This is a genomic window from Flavobacterium restrictum, from assembly GCF_007097245.1.
GTDB classification, from domain to species: Bacteria; Bacteroidota; Bacteroidia; order Flavobacteriales; family Flavobacteriaceae; genus Flavobacterium; species Flavobacterium restrictum.
Map to the genome: position 1 here is coordinate 48,242 of NZ_VJZT01000013.1, position 19,265 is coordinate 67,506.

Annotated in this window: 21 protein-coding genes; 13 read left to right on the forward strand and 8 right to left on the reverse strand. The window is 35.7% G+C overall.

Features of this window, described 5'->3' with window-relative positions; genetic code table 11:
* The first annotated feature begins 22 nt into the window (after positions 1-22).
* The 5 genes from FNW21_RS12175 to FNW21_RS12195 all read left to right on the forward strand — a co-directional run bounded on the left by FNW21_RS12175 (position 23) and on the right by FNW21_RS12195 (position 6,264).
* Complete coding sequence (locus FNW21_RS12175) at positions 23-328, forward strand: HipA N-terminal domain-containing protein (RefSeq protein ID WP_235889633.1); 306 nt, start codon at positions 23-25, stop codon at positions 326-328.
* The gene (locus FNW21_RS12180; RefSeq protein ID WP_144257028.1) at positions 315-1,340 is read left to right on the forward strand and encodes a HipA domain-containing protein; all 1,026 of its coding nucleotides are present in this window, start codon (positions 315-317) and stop codon (positions 1,338-1,340) included. The genes FNW21_RS12175 and FNW21_RS12180 overlap by 14 nt, the downstream gene beginning before the upstream one ends.
* Before the next feature lie 261 nt (positions 1,341-1,601).
* Positions 1,602-4,148 carry an ATP-dependent Clp protease ATP-binding subunit gene (locus tag FNW21_RS12185; protein WP_144257029.1) on the forward strand — a complete coding sequence of 849 codons (2,547 nt, stop codon included), beginning with the start codon at positions 1,602-1,604 and terminating at the stop codon, positions 4,146-4,148.
* Positions 4,149-4,288: 140 nt separating this feature from the next.
* Complete coding sequence (gene rimK / locus FNW21_RS12190; RefSeq protein WP_144257030.1) at positions 4,289-5,659, forward strand: 30S ribosomal protein S6--L-glutamate ligase; 1,371 nt, start codon at positions 4,289-4,291, stop codon at positions 5,657-5,659.
* Between the two features lie 89 nt (positions 5,660-5,748).
* The gene (locus tag FNW21_RS12195) at positions 5,749-6,264 is read left to right on the forward strand and encodes a DUF421 domain-containing protein (protein ID WP_144257031.1); all 516 of its coding nucleotides are present in this window, start codon (positions 5,749-5,751) and stop codon (positions 6,262-6,264) included.
* Positions 6,265-6,726: 462 nt separating this feature from the next.
* Here the strand turns inward: FNW21_RS12195 and FNW21_RS12200 are convergent, their stop codons facing one another.
* Positions 6,727-8,043 (reverse strand): MFS transporter, encoded by a 1,317-nt coding sequence (locus tag FNW21_RS12200; RefSeq protein WP_144257032.1) that lies wholly within the window; start codon positions 8,041-8,043, stop codon positions 6,727-6,729.
* Between the two features lie 285 nt (positions 8,044-8,328).
* On the opposite strand from FNW21_RS12200, the gene FNW21_RS12205 reads away from it, so the two are divergent.
* From FNW21_RS12205 to FNW21_RS12240, 8 genes are all read left to right on the forward strand, one after another.
* Positions 8,329-8,514 (forward strand): CsbD family protein, encoded by a 186-nt coding sequence (locus FNW21_RS12205; RefSeq protein WP_144257033.1) that lies wholly within the window; start codon positions 8,329-8,331, stop codon positions 8,512-8,514.
* Between the two features lie 21 nt (positions 8,515-8,535).
* Positions 8,536-9,009 carry a hypothetical protein gene (locus FNW21_RS12210; protein ID WP_144257034.1) on the forward strand — a complete coding sequence of 158 codons (474 nt, stop codon included), beginning with the start codon at positions 8,536-8,538 and terminating at the stop codon, positions 9,007-9,009.
* 206 nt (positions 9,010-9,215) lie between these two features.
* Positions 9,216-9,860 (forward strand): porin family protein, encoded by a 645-nt coding sequence (locus FNW21_RS12215; RefSeq protein ID WP_144257035.1) that lies wholly within the window; start codon positions 9,216-9,218, stop codon positions 9,858-9,860.
* Between the two features lie 56 nt (positions 9,861-9,916).
* Positions 9,917-10,075, forward strand: coding sequence for a lmo0937 family membrane protein (locus FNW21_RS12220; RefSeq protein ID WP_144257036.1), 159 nt, complete (start codon positions 9,917-9,919; stop codon positions 10,073-10,075).
* Between the two features lie 22 nt (positions 10,076-10,097).
* Positions 10,098-10,376: a YtxH domain-containing protein gene (locus tag FNW21_RS12225; protein WP_144257037.1), complete on the forward strand. Its 279-nt coding sequence runs from the start codon at positions 10,098-10,100 to the stop codon at positions 10,374-10,376.
* 24 nt (positions 10,377-10,400) lie between these two features.
* Complete coding sequence (locus FNW21_RS12230) at positions 10,401-10,745, forward strand: hypothetical protein (RefSeq protein WP_144257038.1); 345 nt, start codon at positions 10,401-10,403, stop codon at positions 10,743-10,745.
* Between the two features lie 4 nt (positions 10,746-10,749).
* Positions 10,750-11,103, forward strand: coding sequence for a hypothetical protein (locus FNW21_RS12235; RefSeq protein ID WP_144257039.1), 354 nt, complete (start codon positions 10,750-10,752; stop codon positions 11,101-11,103).
* 142 nt (positions 11,104-11,245) lie between these two features.
* Complete coding sequence (locus FNW21_RS12240) at positions 11,246-11,716, forward strand: nuclear transport factor 2 family protein (RefSeq protein WP_144257040.1); 471 nt, start codon at positions 11,246-11,248, stop codon at positions 11,714-11,716.
* Positions 11,717-11,792: 76 nt separating this feature from the next.
* Here the strand turns inward: FNW21_RS12240 and FNW21_RS12245 are convergent, their stop codons facing one another.
* The 7 genes from FNW21_RS12245 to FNW21_RS12275 form a co-directional block, all read right to left on the reverse strand.
* Complete coding sequence (locus FNW21_RS12245) at positions 11,793-12,761, reverse strand: YpdA family putative bacillithiol disulfide reductase (protein WP_144257041.1); 969 nt, start codon at positions 12,759-12,761, stop codon at positions 11,793-11,795.
* Between the two features lie 25 nt (positions 12,762-12,786).
* Positions 12,787-13,254 carry a CYTH domain-containing protein gene (locus FNW21_RS12250; protein WP_144257042.1) on the reverse strand — a complete coding sequence of 156 codons (468 nt, stop codon included), beginning with the start codon at positions 13,252-13,254 and terminating at the stop codon, positions 12,787-12,789.
* A gap of 21 nt (positions 13,255-13,275) precedes the next feature.
* Positions 13,276-14,325: an o-succinylbenzoate synthase gene (locus tag FNW21_RS12255; RefSeq protein ID WP_144257043.1), complete on the reverse strand. Its 1,050-nt coding sequence runs from the start codon at positions 14,323-14,325 to the stop codon at positions 13,276-13,278.
* A 135-nt stretch (positions 14,326-14,460) separates the two neighbouring features.
* A complete protein-coding gene (locus FNW21_RS12260; RefSeq protein WP_144257044.1) occupies positions 14,461-15,663 on the reverse strand; it encodes a tetratricopeptide repeat protein in 1,203 nt (400 codons plus the stop codon).
* Positions 15,664-15,777: 114 nt separating this feature from the next.
* A complete protein-coding gene (locus FNW21_RS12265; protein WP_144257045.1) occupies positions 15,778-16,455 on the reverse strand; it encodes a metal-dependent hydrolase in 678 nt (225 codons plus the stop codon).
* Between the two features lie 236 nt (positions 16,456-16,691).
* Positions 16,692-17,654 carry a 1,4-dihydroxy-2-naphthoate octaprenyltransferase gene (menA, locus tag FNW21_RS12270; RefSeq protein WP_144257046.1) on the reverse strand — a complete coding sequence of 321 codons (963 nt, stop codon included), beginning with the start codon at positions 17,652-17,654 and terminating at the stop codon, positions 16,692-16,694.
* Positions 17,655-17,764: 110 nt separating this feature from the next.
* A complete protein-coding gene (locus FNW21_RS12275) occupies positions 17,765-18,595 on the reverse strand; it encodes a 1,4-dihydroxy-2-naphthoyl-CoA synthase (protein WP_039107299.1) in 831 nt (276 codons plus the stop codon).
* Between the last annotated feature and the right edge of the window lie 670 nt (positions 18,596-19,265).

Here is a 19,265-nt window from a genome sequence, read left to right on the forward strand (position 1 = left end):
GAATAGAAGTGGCAACGTATTTATGAAAAACCACTATTGTGGTAAAGTAAGCGAGACTGACGACGGGTATTCGTTTGGTTATGATTTGTGCTATCTAAAAAACGAAGATGCTCAAGCCGTGAGTCCCACGCTGCCGTTGACGGATAAAAAATATACCAGCAAAACACTGTTTGCCTTTTTTGACGGGTTGATTCCAGAGGGCTGGCTGCTGGATTTAGCCGAAAAAAATTGGAAAATAAATTACAAAGACCGTATGGGATTGCTCTTGAGCTGCTGTAAAGATTGTATTGGAGCCGTTAGCGTAGAAAAAAACAATGAAGAATTATAAAAAAAAATATTTAGCAAATTTAGAAAAGCCTTTTAACCAAATAGCCGAGGGTAAAACTTTTTATGGTAAAAAATGCCTGTATTGTTACGAATTGCTTCAAGAAGGAAAAAGTAATTTTCATGAAGCTTGTAATAAACGTTTTTTTGGACAACTAAAAACGCCCGTATTATCATATAATCTGGTCGATTTGCAACAGCTAGCCACCCAAATCATACAAAGTCAAATGGCGGTTACAGGAGTACAGGCAAAAGTTTCGTTGAGTCTATTTAGAAAAGAAGAAAAAAATGTAACCAAAAAACTAACCATAGTAGGTTTGTATGGCGATTATATCTTAAAACCGCCATCGGAGCATTATGAACAATTGCCCGAATTAGAAAGTGCTACTATGCACATGGCGGCAGTTTGCGGATTGAATGTCGTGCCACATAGTTTGGTAAAACTACAAGACGAAACACTGTGTTACCTCACTAAACGTGTTGATAGAACCAAAAAAGGAAAACTACACATGCTCGATATGTGCCAATTGAGCGAGCGTCTTACCGAAGATAAATACAAAGGAAGTCATGAGCAAGTAGCAAAATTGGTCTTGAAATACTCGACTAATCCTTTATTGGATGTGAGTAATTTTTATGAGCAAGTTTTGTTTAGTTTTTTTACAGGAAACTCGGATATGCACTTGAAAAATTTTTCGTTACTGGAAAAAGAAAATGTTGGTTTGGTTTTGTCACCTGCTTATGATTTGGTTCCAACGGCATTGGTAAACCAAGCAGACACCGAAGAATTAGCCTTAACACTCAATGCCAAAAAAAGAAAATTGAATTATAATGACTTTCTTGCTGGTTATGAAAACGGTGGTTTGAGCAAAAAAATTTTAGATAACACTTTGGCGCTTTTTTATTACTGCAAACCCGAAATGATAGCCGTTTTAGAAAAAAGTTTTGTAAGTGATGCCTATAAAAGTAGCTATTTGCAATTACTAAATGAGCGCTACAAGCGGCTGGGATTGGAGTAACCAAAACGCATTTGTTTTTAGGAAGGCAACAATACTTACAATAAAAGTACTGTTGTCTTCAATAACAAGAACATTTTAACAAGCATATCAAACCAAAACTTGTTATTAACAAAACACACCTGATTTTAGTTAATAAATTATATCTTTTTTAACTTTAATTCTATTATTTTTTTTGTCAATTAGCTGACAGCGGTTAGTAGCGGAATGATTTTTGTTTTTGAACTACTAATTGTTTAAATTTACAATACCAACACCTATATTATGGATGATAATTTTTCCCCTCGTGTAAAAGATGTTATAACGTACAGTAAAGAAGAAGCCCTACGTTTGGGGCACGATTTCATTGGTACAGAACATCTAATGCTAGGAATTTTAAGAGACGGCAACGGAAAAGCGATTCACATATTAAACAACCTTGATGTTGACTTGAACCATTTGCGCCGCAAGGTCGAAATATTGAGTCCCGCAAGTCCTAGTTTAGATACCAACATCGAAAAGAAAAACCTGCATTTGACGCGTCAAGCGGAACGTGCCCTAAAAACTACTTTTCTAGAAGCCAAAGTTTTTCAAAGTTCGTCAATTAGCACCGCCCATTTGTTATTATGCATTTTAAGAAACGAAAACGATCCCACAACCAAGCTATTGAATAAATTAAAAATTGATTACGATATAGCCAAAGAACAGTACATCAATATGACGCCAAACGAACAAGAATTTTTAGAAAACTTGCCAAAAAACGAATCATATAATGATGATTCAGGACAAGATGACAGTATTAAAGAAGGAAGTTTTAATAACCCCGCCAACAAATCGAATAAAAAATCAAAGACCCCAGTATTAGATAATTTTGGAAGAGATTTAACCGAAATGGCCGAAGAAGGAAAACTAGATCCTGTAGTAGGACGTGAAAAAGAAATCGAAAGAGTTTCGCAAATTTTAAGCCGTCGCAAAAAGAACAATCCGCTTTTAATTGGTGAACCTGGAGTAGGAAAATCCGCCATTGCCGAAGGTTTGGCTTTACGCATTATTCAAAAGAAAGTGTCCCGAATTTTGTTTAATAAAAGAGTAGTTACGCTTGATTTAGCTAGTCTTGTTGCAGGAACTAAATACCGTGGACAGTTTGAAGAACGCATGAAAGCCGTCATGAACGAATTAGAAAAAAATGACGACATCATTCTTTTTATTGATGAAATTCACACCATCGTGGGAGCAGGAGGCGCAACTGGTTCTCTGGATGCCTCAAATATGTTTAAACCTGCTTTGTCAAGAGGCGAAATTCAATGTATAGGTGCCACAACGCTCGATGAATACCGACAATATATTGAGAAAGATGGCGCATTAGAAAGACGTTTCCAAAAAGTAATTGTAGAACCTACATCGGTGGAGGAAACGATTACTATTTTGAACAACATAAAAGATAAATACGAGGATCACCACAACGTAACCTATACTCCAGAAGCGATAGAAGCTTGTGTGAAGTTAACAAATCGTTACATGTCTGAACGATTCTTGCCGGACAAAGCCATTGATGCGCTGGACGAAGCGGGTTCTCGCGTACACATTACCAATATTGATGTTCCAAAACAAATTCTAGACTTGGAACGCCAATTAGAAGAAGTGCGCGAATTGAAAAACTTGGTCGTTAAAAAACAAAAATACGAGGAAGCTGCTAAACTTCGTGATGACGAGAAAAAAATAGAAAAAGACCTTGCTATTGCTCAAGAACAATGGGAAGAAGATTCTAAAAACAATAGAATTCTAGTAACCGAAGACAACGTTGCCGATGTCGTTTCTATGATGACTGGAATTCCCGTTAATCGTATTGCACAAACAGAAAGCAATAAATTGGCAAAATTACCAGAATTGATTCAGAATAAAGTAATTGGACAAAATGAAGCGGTTTTAAAAATTGCCCGATCTATTCAAAGAAATCGTGCGGGATTGAAAGACCCTAATCGCCCTATTGGTTCGTTTATTTTTCTAGGACAAACTGGTGTTGGAAAAACCCAATTGGCCAAAGTACTTGCTAAAGAATTATTCGATTCCGAAGATGCACTAGTACGTATTGACATGAGTGAATACATGGAAAAATTTGCTATTTCGAGATTAGTGGGTGCGCCTCCGGGATACGTGGGTTACGAAGAAGGAGGACAATTAACCGAAAAAGTACGTAGAAAACCCTATTGTGTTGTTTTATTAGACGAAATAGAAAAAGCACATCCTGACGTTTTCAACATGATGCTTCAAGTATTAGATGATGGTTTTTTGACTGATAGTTTGGGTCGGAAAATTGATTTTAAAAACACAATTATCATTATGACTTCTAATGTGGGTGCTCGTCAATTAAAAGATTTTGGTCAAGGTGTTGGTTTTGGAACAGCTGCTAAAGTGGCTCAAGCCGAAGACAATTCGAAAAGTATTATCGAAAATGCTTTGAAAAAAACCTTCGCACCTGAATTTTTAAATAGAATTGATGACGTGATTGTATTCAATACATTAGAGAAAGAAGACATCAATTTGATCATCGAAATTGAATTGAAAAAACTCTACGATCGTGTGAAAGAATTAGGCTATCAATTGAAACTTTCGGATAAAGCAAAAGCTTTTATTGCTGACAAAGGATTTGATAAACAATTTGGCGCAAGACCATTAAAAAGAGCCATTCAAAAATACGTTGAGGATGCATTAGCCGAAGAAATTATAACTTCGAAAATAGGATCTGGTGATGAGATTTTTATGGACATCGAAGACGGTGCTCAAGAATTAACCGTAAATGTACACAAAGCCGAAGAGCCTACCAATCAATAAGTTAATCGCATTAAAACTCAAAATAAACCCGTTACGTTTTTATAACATAACGGGTTTATTCTTTGATGTAGATTTTACCAATTATTAAAAACAAATATTTACATTTGGTGTTTTTAAAATCGATTAAATAAATTCTGTTTATGCTTCAAAATAAAGTCATTCTCGGTAGTGAAGAATGGTGTTCTTTTCCAGAACTCAATATTCCAACAATCAAAGCACGTGTAGATTCAGGAGCCAAAACATCGGCTTTGCACGCTATAAATATAGCTCCCTTTATAAAAAATGAATCCAATTGGGTAAAATTTGATATCAATCCCATTCAAAATAATATCAAAACCGTTATTCATTGCGAAGCCCCATTGGTAGACAAAAGAATTGTAAAAAGTTCCAGCGGATTTAGAGAACAACGCTATGTTATTCAATCCAAAGTACAACTTGGCGACGATTCCTGGCCAATAGAAATGACATTGACCAACCGAGATTCTATGGGTTTTAGGATGCTGTTGGGACGTGAAGCCATGAGCGGAAGAGTACTTGTAGATCCGGAACAAAAATACTTGCTAGGACAACCCACGCAGGATAGCTTGATGGAATTGTATAAAAATGCCGAAAAAGCAAGTTCTGGTTTGCGCATAGGCCTATTGGCCAGTAATCCTGAATTGTATAGCAACAAGCGAATCATGGAAGCAGGGGAAATGAGAGGACATGAAATGCACTTTTTGAATATCAAAGAATGCTATATGAAACTAGACGCCAGCAAACCCGAAATTCATTATCGCGGCGGAAAAATTTTAAACCAATTTGATGCTATAATTCCTAGAATTCGCCCCAGTATTACTTTTTATGGGTGTGCCCTAACGAGACAATTTGAGGCTCTAAAAGTATTTTGTTTGAACTCCTCGACCGCTATTACACAATCGCGAGACAAACTGTATTCTTTACAATTATTACTCAATCATGGTGTAGAAATCCCTACAACAGGTTTTGCCAACTCCCCATTAGATACCGATGATTTAATAAAAATGGTGGGTGGTTCTCCGTTAATTGTAAAACTTTTAGAGGGAACTCAAGGAAAAGGAGTAGTATTAGCTGAAACAAAAAAAGCCGCAGAAAGCGTTATAAATGCTTTCAAAAGCTTGAATGCCAATATATTAGTTCAAGAGTTTATAAAAGAAGCCAACGGAAAAGACATTCGGTGTTTCGTTATTGATGGCAAAGTAGTAGCTGCAATTCAGCGGGAAGCAATGCCTGGCGAATTTAGAGCCAACATACATCTTGGTGGTACCGCATCAGTAATAAAAGTTACCGCCGAAGAGAAACGAATAGCTATAAAAGCAGCCAAAGCAATGGACTTAAAAGTAGCTGGTGTCGACATTATTCGCTCTTCAAAAGGGCCATTGTTACTCGAAGTAAACTCTTCGCCAGGTCTTGAAGGTATAGAAGGTGCCACAAATAAAGACATTGCTGGCGAAATGATAAAAGCCATTGAGAAGAATTTTAAGATTAAGTAATTCGTATTCCTTTTTATCCAAAAAAATGTATTAAGTAATCTATTTTACAAAAAAATAAAGGCTTGCGTCGCCATTTAAACTAAAAAAATATGACTCAATATACAGACATTATAGTACGCAGTGCCTCCGTTTATTTATTTATGGTGATAGCGTTGCGGATTTTTGGGAAAAAAGAATTATCCCAACTCAACACTGCCGATGTAATCTTGATATTGCTCATAAGTAACGCCGTTCAAAATGCAATGGTAGGAAACGATACGACTCTTTGGGGCGGTTTGGCTGCGGCAGTTGTTCTTTTTACCATTAATTTTATTCTGAAAAAATTAATGTACAAATACCCAAAATTTAGTGATTTCATGCAAGAAAAGCCCGAAATTCTAATTCACGATGGTACTTTGGATTTTAAATCCTTAAGCAAATTAAACATCACTTCGGATGAATTGAGAGAGGCCATGCGGGAACATGGAATTGAATATTTTAAAGATGTAAAACTAGCCATGCTGGAGATTGATGGGAATATTAGCATTATTTCGGGGGGAAATAATTTGAAACAAACGCATTACAAACGCAAACACAATCATAAAAATTTAACTGGAGGTAATTAATATTTTTAACTTTTAAATTGGTTTTAAAGAGCTAAAAAGCGTTTTTTTTAATTCAAAAGTATTGATTCAAAAAACAAATTCAACTAAACAATGGACAGAAAGTCCAGAGATTTGGTTTAGCAGATTGAATCTAAATAAGTCGAAAGTTTAAATGTTGTAAAGTCAAAAGGAGCAATATTTAATAACAAATAAAAATCAACTTGTTACGTCATCTTATTTGAGTTTAAAACAAGACATTATATATTGGTTGTCACTTACATGGCTGAAAAGCTTAATTTTAAACGCAAATGGCACAAATTTCCTAAAATTAATTTGTGCCATTTGTGGTTATTTTTTTTTTAGAAGCTGAAAGAGAAATGTTCTAAATCACCGGGTTTAAAACTATTTTTAAGATTAATAAATTTGAAACTCCATTTTTTTTATTCAAAAATGACTTCTTTTACCATTTAGAAATCCTAAAAACTAGTTCTTTTTAGGTACTCTTTTCAATAAAAAAACTGCAATTACAAAGAAAACACCTAAAAATACAATAGCAAATCTAGGGCTTCCCGTGATTTGATCAATCGCTCCGTAAACTAACATTCCTATTACGATTCCTATTTTTTCGGTAACGTCATAAAAACTAAAAAAAGATGCCGTATCCTCGGATTCTGGCAATAATTTGGAATACGTAGAACGCGATAATGCTTGAATACCGCCCATAACAAGTCCCACTAATCCTGCCATAGCATAAAACTGAATGGGTGTAATGATAAAATAAGCACCCGCGCACAGCAACACCCAAAAACTATTAATGACAATTAGAGTTGGGATGTTTCCATACCTCGCCGAAGCTTTGGCCGTTAACCAAGCACCCAAAATGGCAACCAATTGAATCACTAATATGCAAATAATTAAACCCGTAGTACTTTCGGATTGTGATGCCCAGTGAATTTCTTGTGACCCAAAATAAGTAGCAATAAGCATTACTGTTTGCACAGCCATACTTGACACAAAAAAACTGTAGAGGTATTTTTTCAAAACAATATCTTGGTTGAGCAACACCCACACTTTTTTAAGCTCATTGAATCCATTAAAAATAACGGCATGAGATACTTTTCGTTCGGAATTTTTATTGCCTTTTGGCAAAAAATAATAAGTATATTGACTAAAAACAATCCACCAAATCCCCACGGTTATAAAGGAATACCGCATGGCTTTCATGGCTGCTTCGCCCGGCGTTCCTGTGATGCCAAAAAGCGTTGGTTTCATCACCATGGCCAAATTGACAATCAATAAAATAACGCTACCTACGTAACCATAGGAATAGCCTTTGGCACTTATGGCGTCTTGTTGCTCTGGAAAAGCGATGTCCGGCAAATAGGAATTATAGAAAACCAAACTGCCCCAAAAGCCTATTAATCCAAAAAAATAAAACAACAAACTGCTATAAATAGAATCCAAACTAAACCAATACAACCCAATGCAACACAAAGCACCGAGGTAGCAAAAAAACTTCATAAACGATTTTTTGTTGCCCACATAATCCGCAATTCCAGATAATAAAGGCGATAACAAAGCCACCACCAAGAAAGCCGCAGCGGTCACAAAACTAATCAGAGCCGAGTTCTTGAGGCTCGTACCAAAAACGTGTATGTAATGATCCCGATCCGTAAATAACGCTTCGTAAAAAATAGGAAATATGGCGGACGAAATAACCAGCGGATAAACCGAGTTTGCCCAATCATAAAATGCCCACGCGTTCAATAATTTCTTGCTGCCTTTAGGTAAATCTGCCATGTTTTTATATTTTTTACGAATTTATTTATTTTTAAACTCTAAACGCACAAAATTTTAGGATTTATCAAAACTTAATGATTTCATAAAACCCAATTCATTTCCTGAACAAAAAACTAGTTCCTAATACTGGTATCAAGACAGCTCATTTATAGGAACGAATCGTCTAGAAAGCGACAAATATGTAAATCCTATAAGTCTTACTCAAAATTGTATAACTCTTTCCCACATTGCTATTCTCACCTTTGTAGTGTTGCAAAAATACTTTCAACATAAAAAATAAAAACCATGAACACGCAAGAACTTAAAGGAAACTGGGAAGAACAAAAAGGGAAATTGAAACAAAAATTTGCTGCATTAACGGATAATGATTTATTATTTGTAGAAGGCAAAAAAGACGAAATGATGGGTAAACTCCAAATTAAACTTGGAAAATCCAAAGAAGAATTGCTCAAAATCATCGAAAAATTATAACACCGCTTTAATTCAATCGCTATGAAAAAATCAATTTTTACACTCGCAATGGTTGCGCTAATTGCTGGAACTGTTTTTGTAAGCTGTCAAAAAAGCCCTCAAAATCAAGAAGCAATAACTGAAAAAGAAGCCAACGTTGAAGAAGCACAAGAAAAAGTAGCCGATGCACAAGAGGATTTGCTAAAAGCTAAAAGAGTTGCAACAGCAGAAGAATGGCAAGCTTTTAAAGATCAAAATGCGGCTATCGAAAAAGAAAACGAAATCCGAATTGCTGATTTGAAAGCCAAAATCAAGAAAACAGGAAAAGCTATCGATGAAATGAATGCTAAAACATTGGCGGATTTGGAACAAAAAAACAAAAAAATCCAAGAACGAGTAAACCAGTATAAAAATGACACCGATAGTGATTGGGAATCTTTTAAAAGAGAATACAATCACGACACCGATGAATTAGGACAAGCCTTAAAAGATTTTACGGTAAATAATAAATCGTAATATAAAAAAGAAAGGAAAAGCGAGCTGCAAAGCTCGCTTTTTTTATGACATAAAACATTGCTTATAAAACAGTATTCGTAAAATAAAAGCAACCAAAAAGCGTGAATCCTATAACTTTTTATAAAAGTAATGTAACACAATAGCTCTTTTTATACCACACCTTTGTACCACAACATACAAACGAAAATCATTCTAAAACTAAAAAAATGAAAAAGTCAAAAACCAGCCATTTCCTAGCCATAGCCTGTATAGTAGTAATCTCTTTTAGCGCCAAGGCACAAAGTGATTCTCCAAAATTTGGTGTAAAAGGAGGCTTCAATTTCTCTAATTTATACACCGATACTGTTGATGATAATAATGTATTAATGGGGTTCAATTTAGGAATTTATGCAAAAATGCCAATCACCCAAAACTTTGCCGTTCAAACCGAATTGTATTACACTACCAAAGGAGCTGAACTCGTTTACAACAATGCTTTTGCCAACGGAACTGCCCGTTTTAGACTAAACTATCTGGAAATTCCAGTTTTGGCAGTAGTCAATATTACCAAAAATTTCAACATTCATGCTGGCCCGTATTTGGGTTATTTGGTCGACGGAAAAGTGACTAATAAATCCAACAGTACTTTATTTGATTACGAAAATAATTTAGACACCAATGATTTTAATCGGTTTGATGCTGGGATTGCAGCTGGTTTTGGTGTCGATATTGATGCCATGAGTTTTGGAGTTCGTTATAATTATGGATTGACCAAAGTAGGAAAAGAACAAAATTATTCAGGTACTAATTATACCTTTCCTGATGCCAAAAACAGTGTTTTGAATGTTTATGCTTCGTTTGCCTTGAATTAAAAAAAGAAATACAGAAATAACCACTTCAAATAAAAACAACTTAAAAATTAAAAATCATGGGAAATTTACTTTACACCATCGCAGTCATTTTGGTGATCTTTTGGGCAATTGGCTTTTTTGCTTATAGCGCTGGATCAATCATTCACATACTGCTTGTAATTGCAGTAATTGCAGTAATCTTGAGAATTATTCAAGGGGACAAAATCATAAAATAAACAACAATAAAATAAATTAATTATGAAAACAGACAAAGTAATACTAGGAGTTTTGGGTGGTGCAGCCGCTGGTGCCTTATTAGGAATCTTATTTGCACCCGACAAAGGCAAAAAAACAAGAAAAAAAATCATGCAAAAAGGAATGGATTATTCGGATGACATGAAGGATAAATTTGATCATGTGCTAACAGCTGCGACCAAAAAATACGAAGCTATCCTACAAGAAGGAAAGGATTTAATAGCCGAAGGGAAAGAAAAATTTACCGCCACAAAAGACGGTGTTGAAAATTTTGAAGTTTAATAAAAAACTCAATCTCATTATATTATGGACACTACAGCAACAACAATAGCAATGCTTTTTGAAAAAGCCGAAGACTATACACGTACCACAGCCGAATTACTAAAGCTAACTACAATAGACAAATCCGCTGACGTGCTATCGTCATTAGGTGCGCGATTGGCAATTGCTACCGTTGTTGCTATGTTCTTTTTACTACTCAATTTTGGATTCGCATTATGGCTTGGCGAGTATCTTGGCGAAATTTATCTTGGTTTTTTTATAGTAGCAGGAAGCAACCTTTTTCTTGCTATTTTGATGTATTTATTTAGAAATCAATGGCTAAAATCACCTATTAGTACAGTTATCATTTTGAAAATGCTTAAAAAATAACATCATGAAAAACGCCAATCAAACCGAAATTCTTCAACAAACAATTGCGCTATTGGAAGAAAAACAAAAAAACGAATTTATAGCCCTAAAACTACAATTTCAAGAAACATACGATAGTTTAAAACCATTAAACCTATTAAAAAGTGCCTTTACCGAAATGACAACTGCACCAGTCATAAAAAACAATTTAGTCAATAATGCAATTGGTTTGGCTACTGGATATTTATCCAAAAGAGTCTTGTTTGGCACTTCCTTAAACCCAATTAAGCGAGTTGTTGGAACGTTACTGCAATTTATTGTGAGTAATGTTGTGACCAAAGAAGTCAACACCAGCAAGCTATTAACTTTAAAAGAATAAGTATATTCTACTCCAAAAAAACAAGAAAATTGTAACTATTTCTTTTTTTTTCTGTTTTGATAAATTTGCATCAAAAAAAATGCAATTCACACATTATTTTAAGATTAAAAAACAGTAAATTTACTAGCTAACTTTTTTGAAGATGATTGAAAACCAAAAATTAATTACTAAATTCTATACCGCTTTTAGCACTGCCGATGTGACCGCAATGTGCGAGTGCTATCATCCTAATATTCAGTTTCGCGACCCAGCTTTTGGGTTGTTAAAAGGAAATGATGTTTGCAAAATGTGGAAAATGCTGCTTAAAAGAAGTAACGGAAATATCAAAATTGAATTTTCGGATGTAAAAGCGGATGACTATACGGGTACAGCATCCTGGGTAGCGAAATACACTTTCTCTCAAACAAATAGACCGGTAACCAATCGCATTCGCGCACAATTTCAATTTCAAGATGGTTTAATAATCAAACACACCGATGATTTTGACATTTGGAAATGGTCAAAACAAGCCTTGGGCTGGAAAGGCTATCTGCTAGGCTGGACGGGTTTTATGCACAAAAAAATTAGAACAAACGCATTACTTTCCTTGCATAAATTCAATGAGAATAAATAAATTTTAAAAAAATTATTTCATTGAAAAACAACTACTTAAAAATAATCAACTACTGCTTTAATTTAATTAAAACTATCTAGTTTGTAATGGCATTTAGTATCAAATCAGCGTGGATTCTAGAATTCTCAATAAACCATTTGTGTGTTTCCATTCCGCCACAAACGACTCCTGCAAGATACAATCCTTTGATATTGGTCTCCATTGTTTCGGGATTATAGACAGGGACTTTACTATCATCTTGTGACAACTCAATTCCCATCGCTTCTAGAAAATTCATATCGGGACGATAACCCGTTAATGCCAAAACAAAATCATTTGCTATACTAATCGCACCATTTGGAGTTTGAATTTCGACTTCCTTTTGAGTAATCGCTATTACCTCCGATTCGTAATAAGCGGTAATACTGCCTTCGGCGATACGGTTTTCAATATCCGGTTTTACCCAATATTTTACACGAGAATTGATTTCGTTCTTACGAATGACCATCGTAACCGTAGCTCCTTTGCGCCAGCATTCTAGAGCCGCATCTACAGCCGAGTTATTAGCACCTACAACCAGCACTTTTTGAAACGCATATTCGTGAGCTTCCTTGTAATAATGCCGCACTTTTGGCAAAGTTTCCCCCGCTACATTCATGGCAATAGGAATGTCATAAAAACCGGTAGCAATCACAACGTTCAAAGCGGTATACGTATTTTTAGTGGTTTCAATTTCAAAAAAATCCTCGTTTTGTTTCTCAACACGCAAAACCGTTTCAAACAAATGAAGGTTAAAATCAAAGTATTGATGAATATTCCTGTAGTATTCTAATGCGTCTTGGCGTCCAGGTTTTGATGCCAAACAAGTAAATGGAATCCCACCAATAGCTAACCGTTCCGCAGTCGAAAAAAAACTCATATACAGCGGATAATTAAAAATACTATTGACTAGAGCTCCTTTTTCAAGAATCAAGTAGTTCAATTTCTTCTTTTGCGCAGCGATAGCACATGCCAAGCCTATTGGACCAGCACCTACAATTATCAAATCATATTTTGTAGCAGTCATAATTGGTGTTGTATTGTTATTCAAATTACCATTGCAGAAACGGATTTTTACTCAAATAAGCATTGTAATACCGCACATCGCCAGTAACTTCTTCTCCCAACCAATCGGGTTTTTCAAAGGCTTCAACTTCTGATTGCAGTTCTATTTCGGCCATAACCAAGCCTTGATTTTCACCATAAAAAACATCTATTTCAAAAACATGAGCACCTATTTTAACTTCAAAACGAGTTTTGTCAATACTTCCTTTTTCGCAAAGTTGCAGCAATTGTTGCGCCTCGAGTAACGGAATTTCTTTTTCCCACTCAAAACGGGACAAACCACTTTCACTTCCTTTGCCTTTTATGGTAATAAATCCTTTTTCGCCTTTAATTCTAATGCGCACTGTTCGATCAGGATCAGTACTGATGTAGCCCTGCACAATCCTATTATTGACAAAAGCTTGATCCATAAAAGCAGTAGAAGTAACTAAAAATTTTCGTTCTATTTCAATCATATTTTTTGATGCTAAAGCGTTTTAAACTAAAAAATCATTCCAATTAAAATCCCAGTGCAACTCATTTTTATACCACAATTGACCGTCTAAAACAGTCAGCGGACAATCGAAATTATTCGTGTACAACGCCCCTGTTCCAAGTCCTTGCGGCATACTATTTTGTTGCAAAAAAGTAAATTGAGCAATGGCATTTAAGCCAATATTACTCTCCAAAGCCGAAGTAATCCACCAGCCAATTCCGTGCTTTTCAGCCAATGAAATCCACTCTTGCGTCCCTCGAAATCCACCCACAAAACTGGGCTTCAAAATGATGTATTGCGGTTGTATTTTTTGCAGCAATGCTTCTTTTTGGGCTAGCGTAAAGATGCCTATTAACTCTTCGTCCAACGCAATGGGCAAAGGAGTTACTTTACACAACTCTGCCATCCTGTCAGCATTGTTTTTTGAGATAGGTTGCTCTATACTATGTAGCTTAAATCCAGCTAATTGATTTATTTTATCTAAAGCTTTATTTACATCAAAAGCACCGTTAGCATCCACCCGAATTTCTACTTGTTCCTCTGTAAAATGAGCCCGAATAAAACGCAACAATTGTAGTTCTGTATCAAAATCTATTGCCCCAATTTTGAGTTTAATACATCGAAAACCTTCAGCTAGTTTTTCCTCAATTTGTTGCTTCATAAAAGTCGCTTTACCCATCCAAACCAAACCGTTAATCAGTATCGATTTTTCCCCATTTGTAAAGGGTGACGGAAAGAGCAAAAAAGGATTTTCGCTTTCTAAAGATTGAAACGCCATTTCGACCCCAAACTGTAGCGACGGGAACTCAAGCAAAGCTTCCCAAAGCACCGCTTTACCAAGATGAATATTAGCACAAGTCCATTGCAATTTTTCTTCATAATCAGGGCGGTCGTCACAACTCAACCCTCGTAAAATACCGCACTCGCCTATTCCCTTTTTACCATCGTTTTCTAGTAGAATAAACCAAGTTTCTTTTTCGGTCATGACGCCACGAGAGGTTCCTGATGGTTGTTTAAAATGGAGCTGGTAGTGATGGTAGGTTGCTTTCAAATTTGAAATTGGAGTTAGTTTTTTAAGGTTAGCATTTGACGAATTGTTTCTAAAGTGGTCACTGTGCTTTTATTTTTTTTTATTAATGATCTAAAACCAAAGACATCAAATTTAGCATTTGAATTGACTTTTGGTTCACTGCTGCATCATTTTTAGAATCCGTTCAAAATCATCGTTTTGTATGCCTATTTGCTGGAAAAGTTCAAAATCTTGTTTTGTTTTTTGAACCCAACTCAAGCTATCGGTTACATTTTGCGATTCGTATTTTTTGTAAATGGGTTTTGCCAATTTGTAACTGTCGTTTAACAAATAAGCATGCGCCAAATTAAGTTTTAAGAGCAACTCGGCATCGTCCAATTTCTCACCTGCTTTGAGGAATTTAATTGCTTTTTCGTATTGTTTGGTCAACAAATAACTTGTTCCAATAGCATTATAATCCAATGCAGTTGCGCGTCCGTCGTTGATTATAGTGGTTAATTTATCAATTGCTTCGCCGTGTTTGTTTTGTTTTGCTAATTGCGAGGCTTGCTTGCGCAATTCAAAATAAGTCGCATCAGAGACGCTTGTTTCTCCAAAACAACTAGCGCCAAAATCCTTGAACGCTTTGGAACGCTCCATTGGCAATAATTTTTGGAATTCCTGAAACGGGTACTGCGCTTGAATTTTGTCTAAAACACAAACACAAAAATCATCCGAATTGGTCATTTTTTGCGCCATATTTGATGTTTTACATTGCTCAATAATCATTTTCCTATTGTCAATTGTCCAACCTTTACTCAATTTAGTATCTACCCAAGGCACCACTTCCAAAATTATTTTTTGGTTCATAATCCAGTTTTTGCTTTCAAAGCCAAACCAAAGATTAGTCGTATTCGCCTTTAAACAAGTGGATTTATCTATAGAAAGTCGTTTGGCATCTTTGCTCACAGGCGTATCTTGAACAAAACAGGCATCGGCAGTAGTGCCTGATTCTTTGTATTGTGAAGCCCATTCCGTTTTCGAAAAAATGGCGTATTTACAAGTGTCATCACCTGAAATTTTAGACAAAATAAACACAGCTCCTGCGGATCCTTGGCTAATTCCTGTTGGGTCTGGAATGGCTTTTAATACCGAAACCAAACTTCCTGCCATTTGTTGGTTTTGATCTAATAAGGTAATTCTAAAAACGATTTCAGTGGTTCCTGTGGGCAAATCATCGGTTTTTATAACGATTCGATCCCGTGCTGGTACCGTTATTTCTTTGGTAGTCGCTCGGTCTTTGTCCCAATACCCCTCTTTTTGAGCAACAATAGTTTGAATCGCAAGTAGCAGTAATAAAGCTGTATTTTTTAGTCTCATTTTCTTAATTAATAGCTGTTTATAGGTTTAGATTGAGCCGCTAATTCACTCGAATCCGCTAGATTAGTTTTGTAAAATAGCAATGAAGAACCAGAAAAGTTCCTACTATCATTTTTACAATTCAATTGCTGTGCCAATTTCCAGCAGCATAAGGTCTTTTCCCTTGTCAAAAAATTTCTTGATAGCTTCCTCGTGATTGATTTTGATGTACCCAAAAGTATCGTAGTGAATTCCAAGAATTTTATCGCAGGCAACAAAATCAGCTGCAATAATGGCATCATCAACATCCATCGTGAAATTGTCGCCTATTGGGAAAATAGCTAAATCCAGCTGGGTACGCATCGGGATGAGTTTCATATCCATTGTCAACGCCGTATCGCCCGCAATGTAAATGTTTTTATGTTCGCCCTCGATAACAAAACCGCCTGGATTCCCGCCGTTAATGCCGTCAGGAAAAGAACTGGAATGAATGGCGTTGACATATTTTACTTTTCCAAAATCAAAATTCCAACTCCCACCATGATTCATGGGATGCGATTGAAACCCTTTTTGGGCATAATAACCCGCAATTTCGGCATTGGAAACAATAACAGCATTCGTTCTTTTGGCTATAGCTTCTACATCAAGAATATGATCGCCATGAGCATGTGTAAGCAAAATATAATCGGCTTTGAGCGCAGCAATATCAATATGTGCCGCTTGCGGATTAGCCGAAATATAAGGATCTACCAAAATGTGTTTGCCACCAACTTCGATTCCTAAAGAAGCATGACCGTAAAAAGTTATTTTCATTTTTTAAAATTTTAAAGTGTTGTCAAAGTGTTTAAAATTGCTATTGTATTGATTTTGAATTTATATTAAAAATTGTAATTTGATATTGTAATTGTAATTGACATTGTAATTGACATTGTAATTGACATTGACATTGATATTGTAATTGTAATTGACATTGTAATTGACATTGTAATTGACATTGACATTGATATTGCCATTGCCATTGCCATTGAAATTTGCTAATCCATGAAAACCTATCGTCCTCCCAAAAACAGGTTTACAATCACATCCGAAAAGAATGAAATCATACACAACGCTAACAGCACCGAAAGTAGAAACGTACTCAAAGCAACTTTTTTTAATTCGGAATCTAATGCTTTAGTCTCTTGGTTTTTATAAACGGTTACTAGATGTTTTAGTAAAGGAATAAAAGCAATAATAAACAAGTATTGATCCAATCGAAAATCATTTAGAATCGCAAAAAAGAGCACCAAAACCATAGCACCCACAATCAAAAAATAATGGTATTTCTTGGCATTTTGTCCTCCTATTTTTACCACGATTGTATTTTTGTTTGCTTTTCTATCCGATGCTTCATCTCGCATATTATTCAAATTTAAAACCGCTACACTCAAAAAACCAATGGCAGTTGCTGGCAAAAACAAAACCAAATCCAGTTCCTTTGAATACAAAAAGTTCACACCCATAGTACTCACTATACCAAAAAAGACAAAAACAAAAACATCCCCAAAACCACGATATCCATACGCTGAATTCCCAACCGTATACCGTATTGCCGATGCTATTGCCAGAATTCCAAGTACTAAATAAAAAAGAGAATACACAAAATTAGTATCGCCAAAAGCCAGATAAATAAGATAAATAGCCGAAAACAAAGTCAAAACAGACGTAATTACTATTGCCTTTTTCATGGCTTGTGGAGTAATCACACCACTTTGAATGGCGCGTTTAGGCCCCACTCTATCCGTGTTATCCGTCCCTTTTACACCATCGCCATAATCATTGGCAAAATTGGATAAGATTTGTAATCCCAAAGTTGTCAAAATAGCGAATGCAAAAACAGACCAATTAAAAACTTCGGTTGGCGTGAGTTCCGTAGTGGTTGGGTTTGCCAAGGCATACATGCTGCCCACAATAATTCCCGATACTGATAATGGTAAGGTTCGCAATCGTGCGGCTTGAATCCAATGTTTCATTATAATTTTAGATTTCAGAGTTTAGAATATAGATTTTAGAATGTAGATTTTAGAATGTAGATTTTAGATTTTAGATTTCAAAATTCTAAAATCACAAATCTAAATTTGCATTAAGGCAACCACTTTTTCTCGAAATTTGGTTTTCTTTTTTCAAGAAAAGCATTTCTACCTTCTTTGGCTTCTTCGGTCATGTAAGCCAATCGGGTGGCTTCTCCTGCAAAAACTTGTTGCCCAACCATCCCATCATCAGTAAGATTCATGGCAAATTTTAGCATTTTGATAGCCATTGGCGATTTGCCCAAAATTTCCTGTGCCCACTCATAAGCAGTATCTTCAAGCTCGTCATGCGGAATCACAGCATTTACCATTCCCATATCCATAGCATCTTGAGCCGAATAATTGCGACCTAAAAAGAATATTTCACGGGCTTTTTTCTGTCCGACCATTTTCGCCAAATACGCCGACCCATATCCTCCATCAAAACTCGTTACATCGGCATCGGTTTGTTTAAAAATAGCGTGTTCTTTGCTTGCCAAAGTCAAATCGCACACGACATGCAAACTGTGACCGCCGCCTACCGCCCAACCAGGCACAACAGCAATGACCACTTTGGGCATAAATCGGATTAAGCGTTGTACTTCTAGAATATTCAAGCGGTGCTGCCCGTCCTCGCCCACATAGCCTTGATGACCACGCGCGTTTTGATCGCCGCCACTGCAAAAGGAATACACGCCATCCTTGGACGAAGGCCCTTCGGCAGAAAGCAAAACAACTCCTATCGAAGTATCCTCTTGCGCATCATAAAAAGCATTGTACAATTCCGAAGTCGTTTTGGGACGAAAAGCATTGCGCACATCAGGTCTATTGAACGCAATTCGCGCTACACCATTGCATTTTTTATAGGTGATATCCTCGTATTCTTTGACAGTAATCCAATCCATGGTAATCGTTTTAATTTATTGAGCGTAAAAATAAAGCATTTTTATAATTTAAACTATTCTATTTAGATAAGCTTTGGTAATCCTAATCTGACCAAGTGATTAACAACTGTTAAAAAACAAAGAAAGCCACTTATTTTTTGAGTTCACATCATACAATTTAGTACTTTTAAGTATTGCTAATCAAGAGTATACTCTCATTTTTAGCCATTGATTTGTTAATGGAATTATTAATTTAAAAGAAGAATTTTTTGTTCACAATTAAAAACAAAATTGCTCTTATTTATACTAATGTAACCGTCGTTACTTATTTGAAATTCAAAAAAAAGGAGCAATTAAAATTGAAGTTTTTTAAAACTGCAGGGTAACAATTGTAACACCACTGGCAAAAAAAGAGTTGTATTTACCAACCTTCAAAAAATTAATAAAGGAAGTATTCCGTAAATCAATTTGATACAATAGGTATGACCAAGGTCTTATTGCAAAATTGTTCCAAAACTAGTTTTCCAAAACGATTTCGTTTGGGATTTGTACTCAAAGTAGTTTACGCTTAAGTTAATCTATTTAAAACAGTTTTAGAAAAACTGTTGTTGTCAAAGTGTTTAAAAATACTTTAGTATCTATTTAAAAATTTTTTTTGTTTCGTCCAAGATGGGACAAAAAAGAGAAAGGC

Bases quoted from the DNA above. Each gene is read 5' to 3' on its own strand.
- FNW21_RS12210 (WP_144257034.1), top strand. From the start codon at position 8,536: ATGAAAAAATCAATTTTTACACTCGCAATGGTTGCGCTAATTGCTGGA.
- FNW21_RS12275 (WP_039107299.1), bottom strand. From the start codon at position 18,595: ATGGATTGGATTACTGTCAAAGAATACGAGGATATCACCTATAAAAAA.
- menA (WP_144257046.1), bottom strand. From the start codon at position 17,654: ATGAAACATTGGATTCAAGCCGCACGATTGCGAACCTTACCATTATCA.
- FNW21_RS12220 (WP_144257036.1), top strand. From the start codon at position 9,917: ATGGGAAATTTACTTTACACCATCGCAGTCATTTTGGTGATCTTTTGG.
- FNW21_RS12185 (WP_144257029.1), top strand. From the start codon at position 1,602: ATGGATGATAATTTTTCCCCTCGTGTAAAAGATGTTATAACGTACAGT.
- FNW21_RS12205 (WP_144257033.1), top strand. From the start codon at position 8,329: ATGAACACGCAAGAACTTAAAGGAAACTGGGAAGAACAAAAAGGGAAA.
- FNW21_RS12200 (WP_144257032.1), bottom strand. From the start codon at position 8,043: ATGGCAGATTTACCTAAAGGCAGCAAGAAATTATTGAACGCGTGGGCA.
- FNW21_RS12235 (WP_144257039.1), top strand. From the start codon at position 10,750: ATGAAAAACGCCAATCAAACCGAAATTCTTCAACAAACAATTGCGCTA.
- FNW21_RS12240 (WP_144257040.1), top strand. From the start codon at position 11,246: ATGATTGAAAACCAAAAATTAATTACTAAATTCTATACCGCTTTTAGC.
- FNW21_RS12225 (WP_144257037.1), top strand. From the start codon at position 10,098: ATGAAAACAGACAAAGTAATACTAGGAGTTTTGGGTGGTGCAGCCGCT.
- FNW21_RS12245 (WP_144257041.1), bottom strand. From the start codon at position 12,761: ATGACTGCTACAAAATATGATTTGATAATTGTAGGTGCTGGTCCAATA.
- FNW21_RS12230 (WP_144257038.1), top strand. From the start codon at position 10,401: ATGGACACTACAGCAACAACAATAGCAATGCTTTTTGAAAAAGCCGAA.
- FNW21_RS12215 (WP_144257035.1), top strand. From the start codon at position 9,216: ATGAAAAAGTCAAAAACCAGCCATTTCCTAGCCATAGCCTGTATAGTA.
- FNW21_RS12175 (WP_235889633.1), top strand. From the start codon at position 23: ATGAAAAACCACTATTGTGGTAAAGTAAGCGAGACTGACGACGGGTAT.
- rimK (WP_144257030.1), top strand. From the start codon at position 4,289: ATGCTTCAAAATAAAGTCATTCTCGGTAGTGAAGAATGGTGTTCTTTT.
- FNW21_RS12195 (WP_144257031.1), top strand. From the start codon at position 5,749: ATGACTCAATATACAGACATTATAGTACGCAGTGCCTCCGTTTATTTA.
- FNW21_RS12250 (WP_144257042.1), bottom strand. From the start codon at position 13,254: ATGATTGAAATAGAACGAAAATTTTTAGTTACTTCTACTGCTTTTATG.
- FNW21_RS12180 (WP_144257028.1), top strand. From the start codon at position 315: ATGAAGAATTATAAAAAAAAATATTTAGCAAATTTAGAAAAGCCTTTT.
- FNW21_RS12265 (WP_144257045.1), bottom strand. From the start codon at position 16,455: ATGAAAATAACTTTTTACGGTCATGCTTCTTTAGGAATCGAAGTTGGT.
- FNW21_RS12260 (WP_144257044.1), bottom strand. From the start codon at position 15,663: ATGAGACTAAAAAATACAGCTTTATTACTGCTACTTGCGATTCAAACT.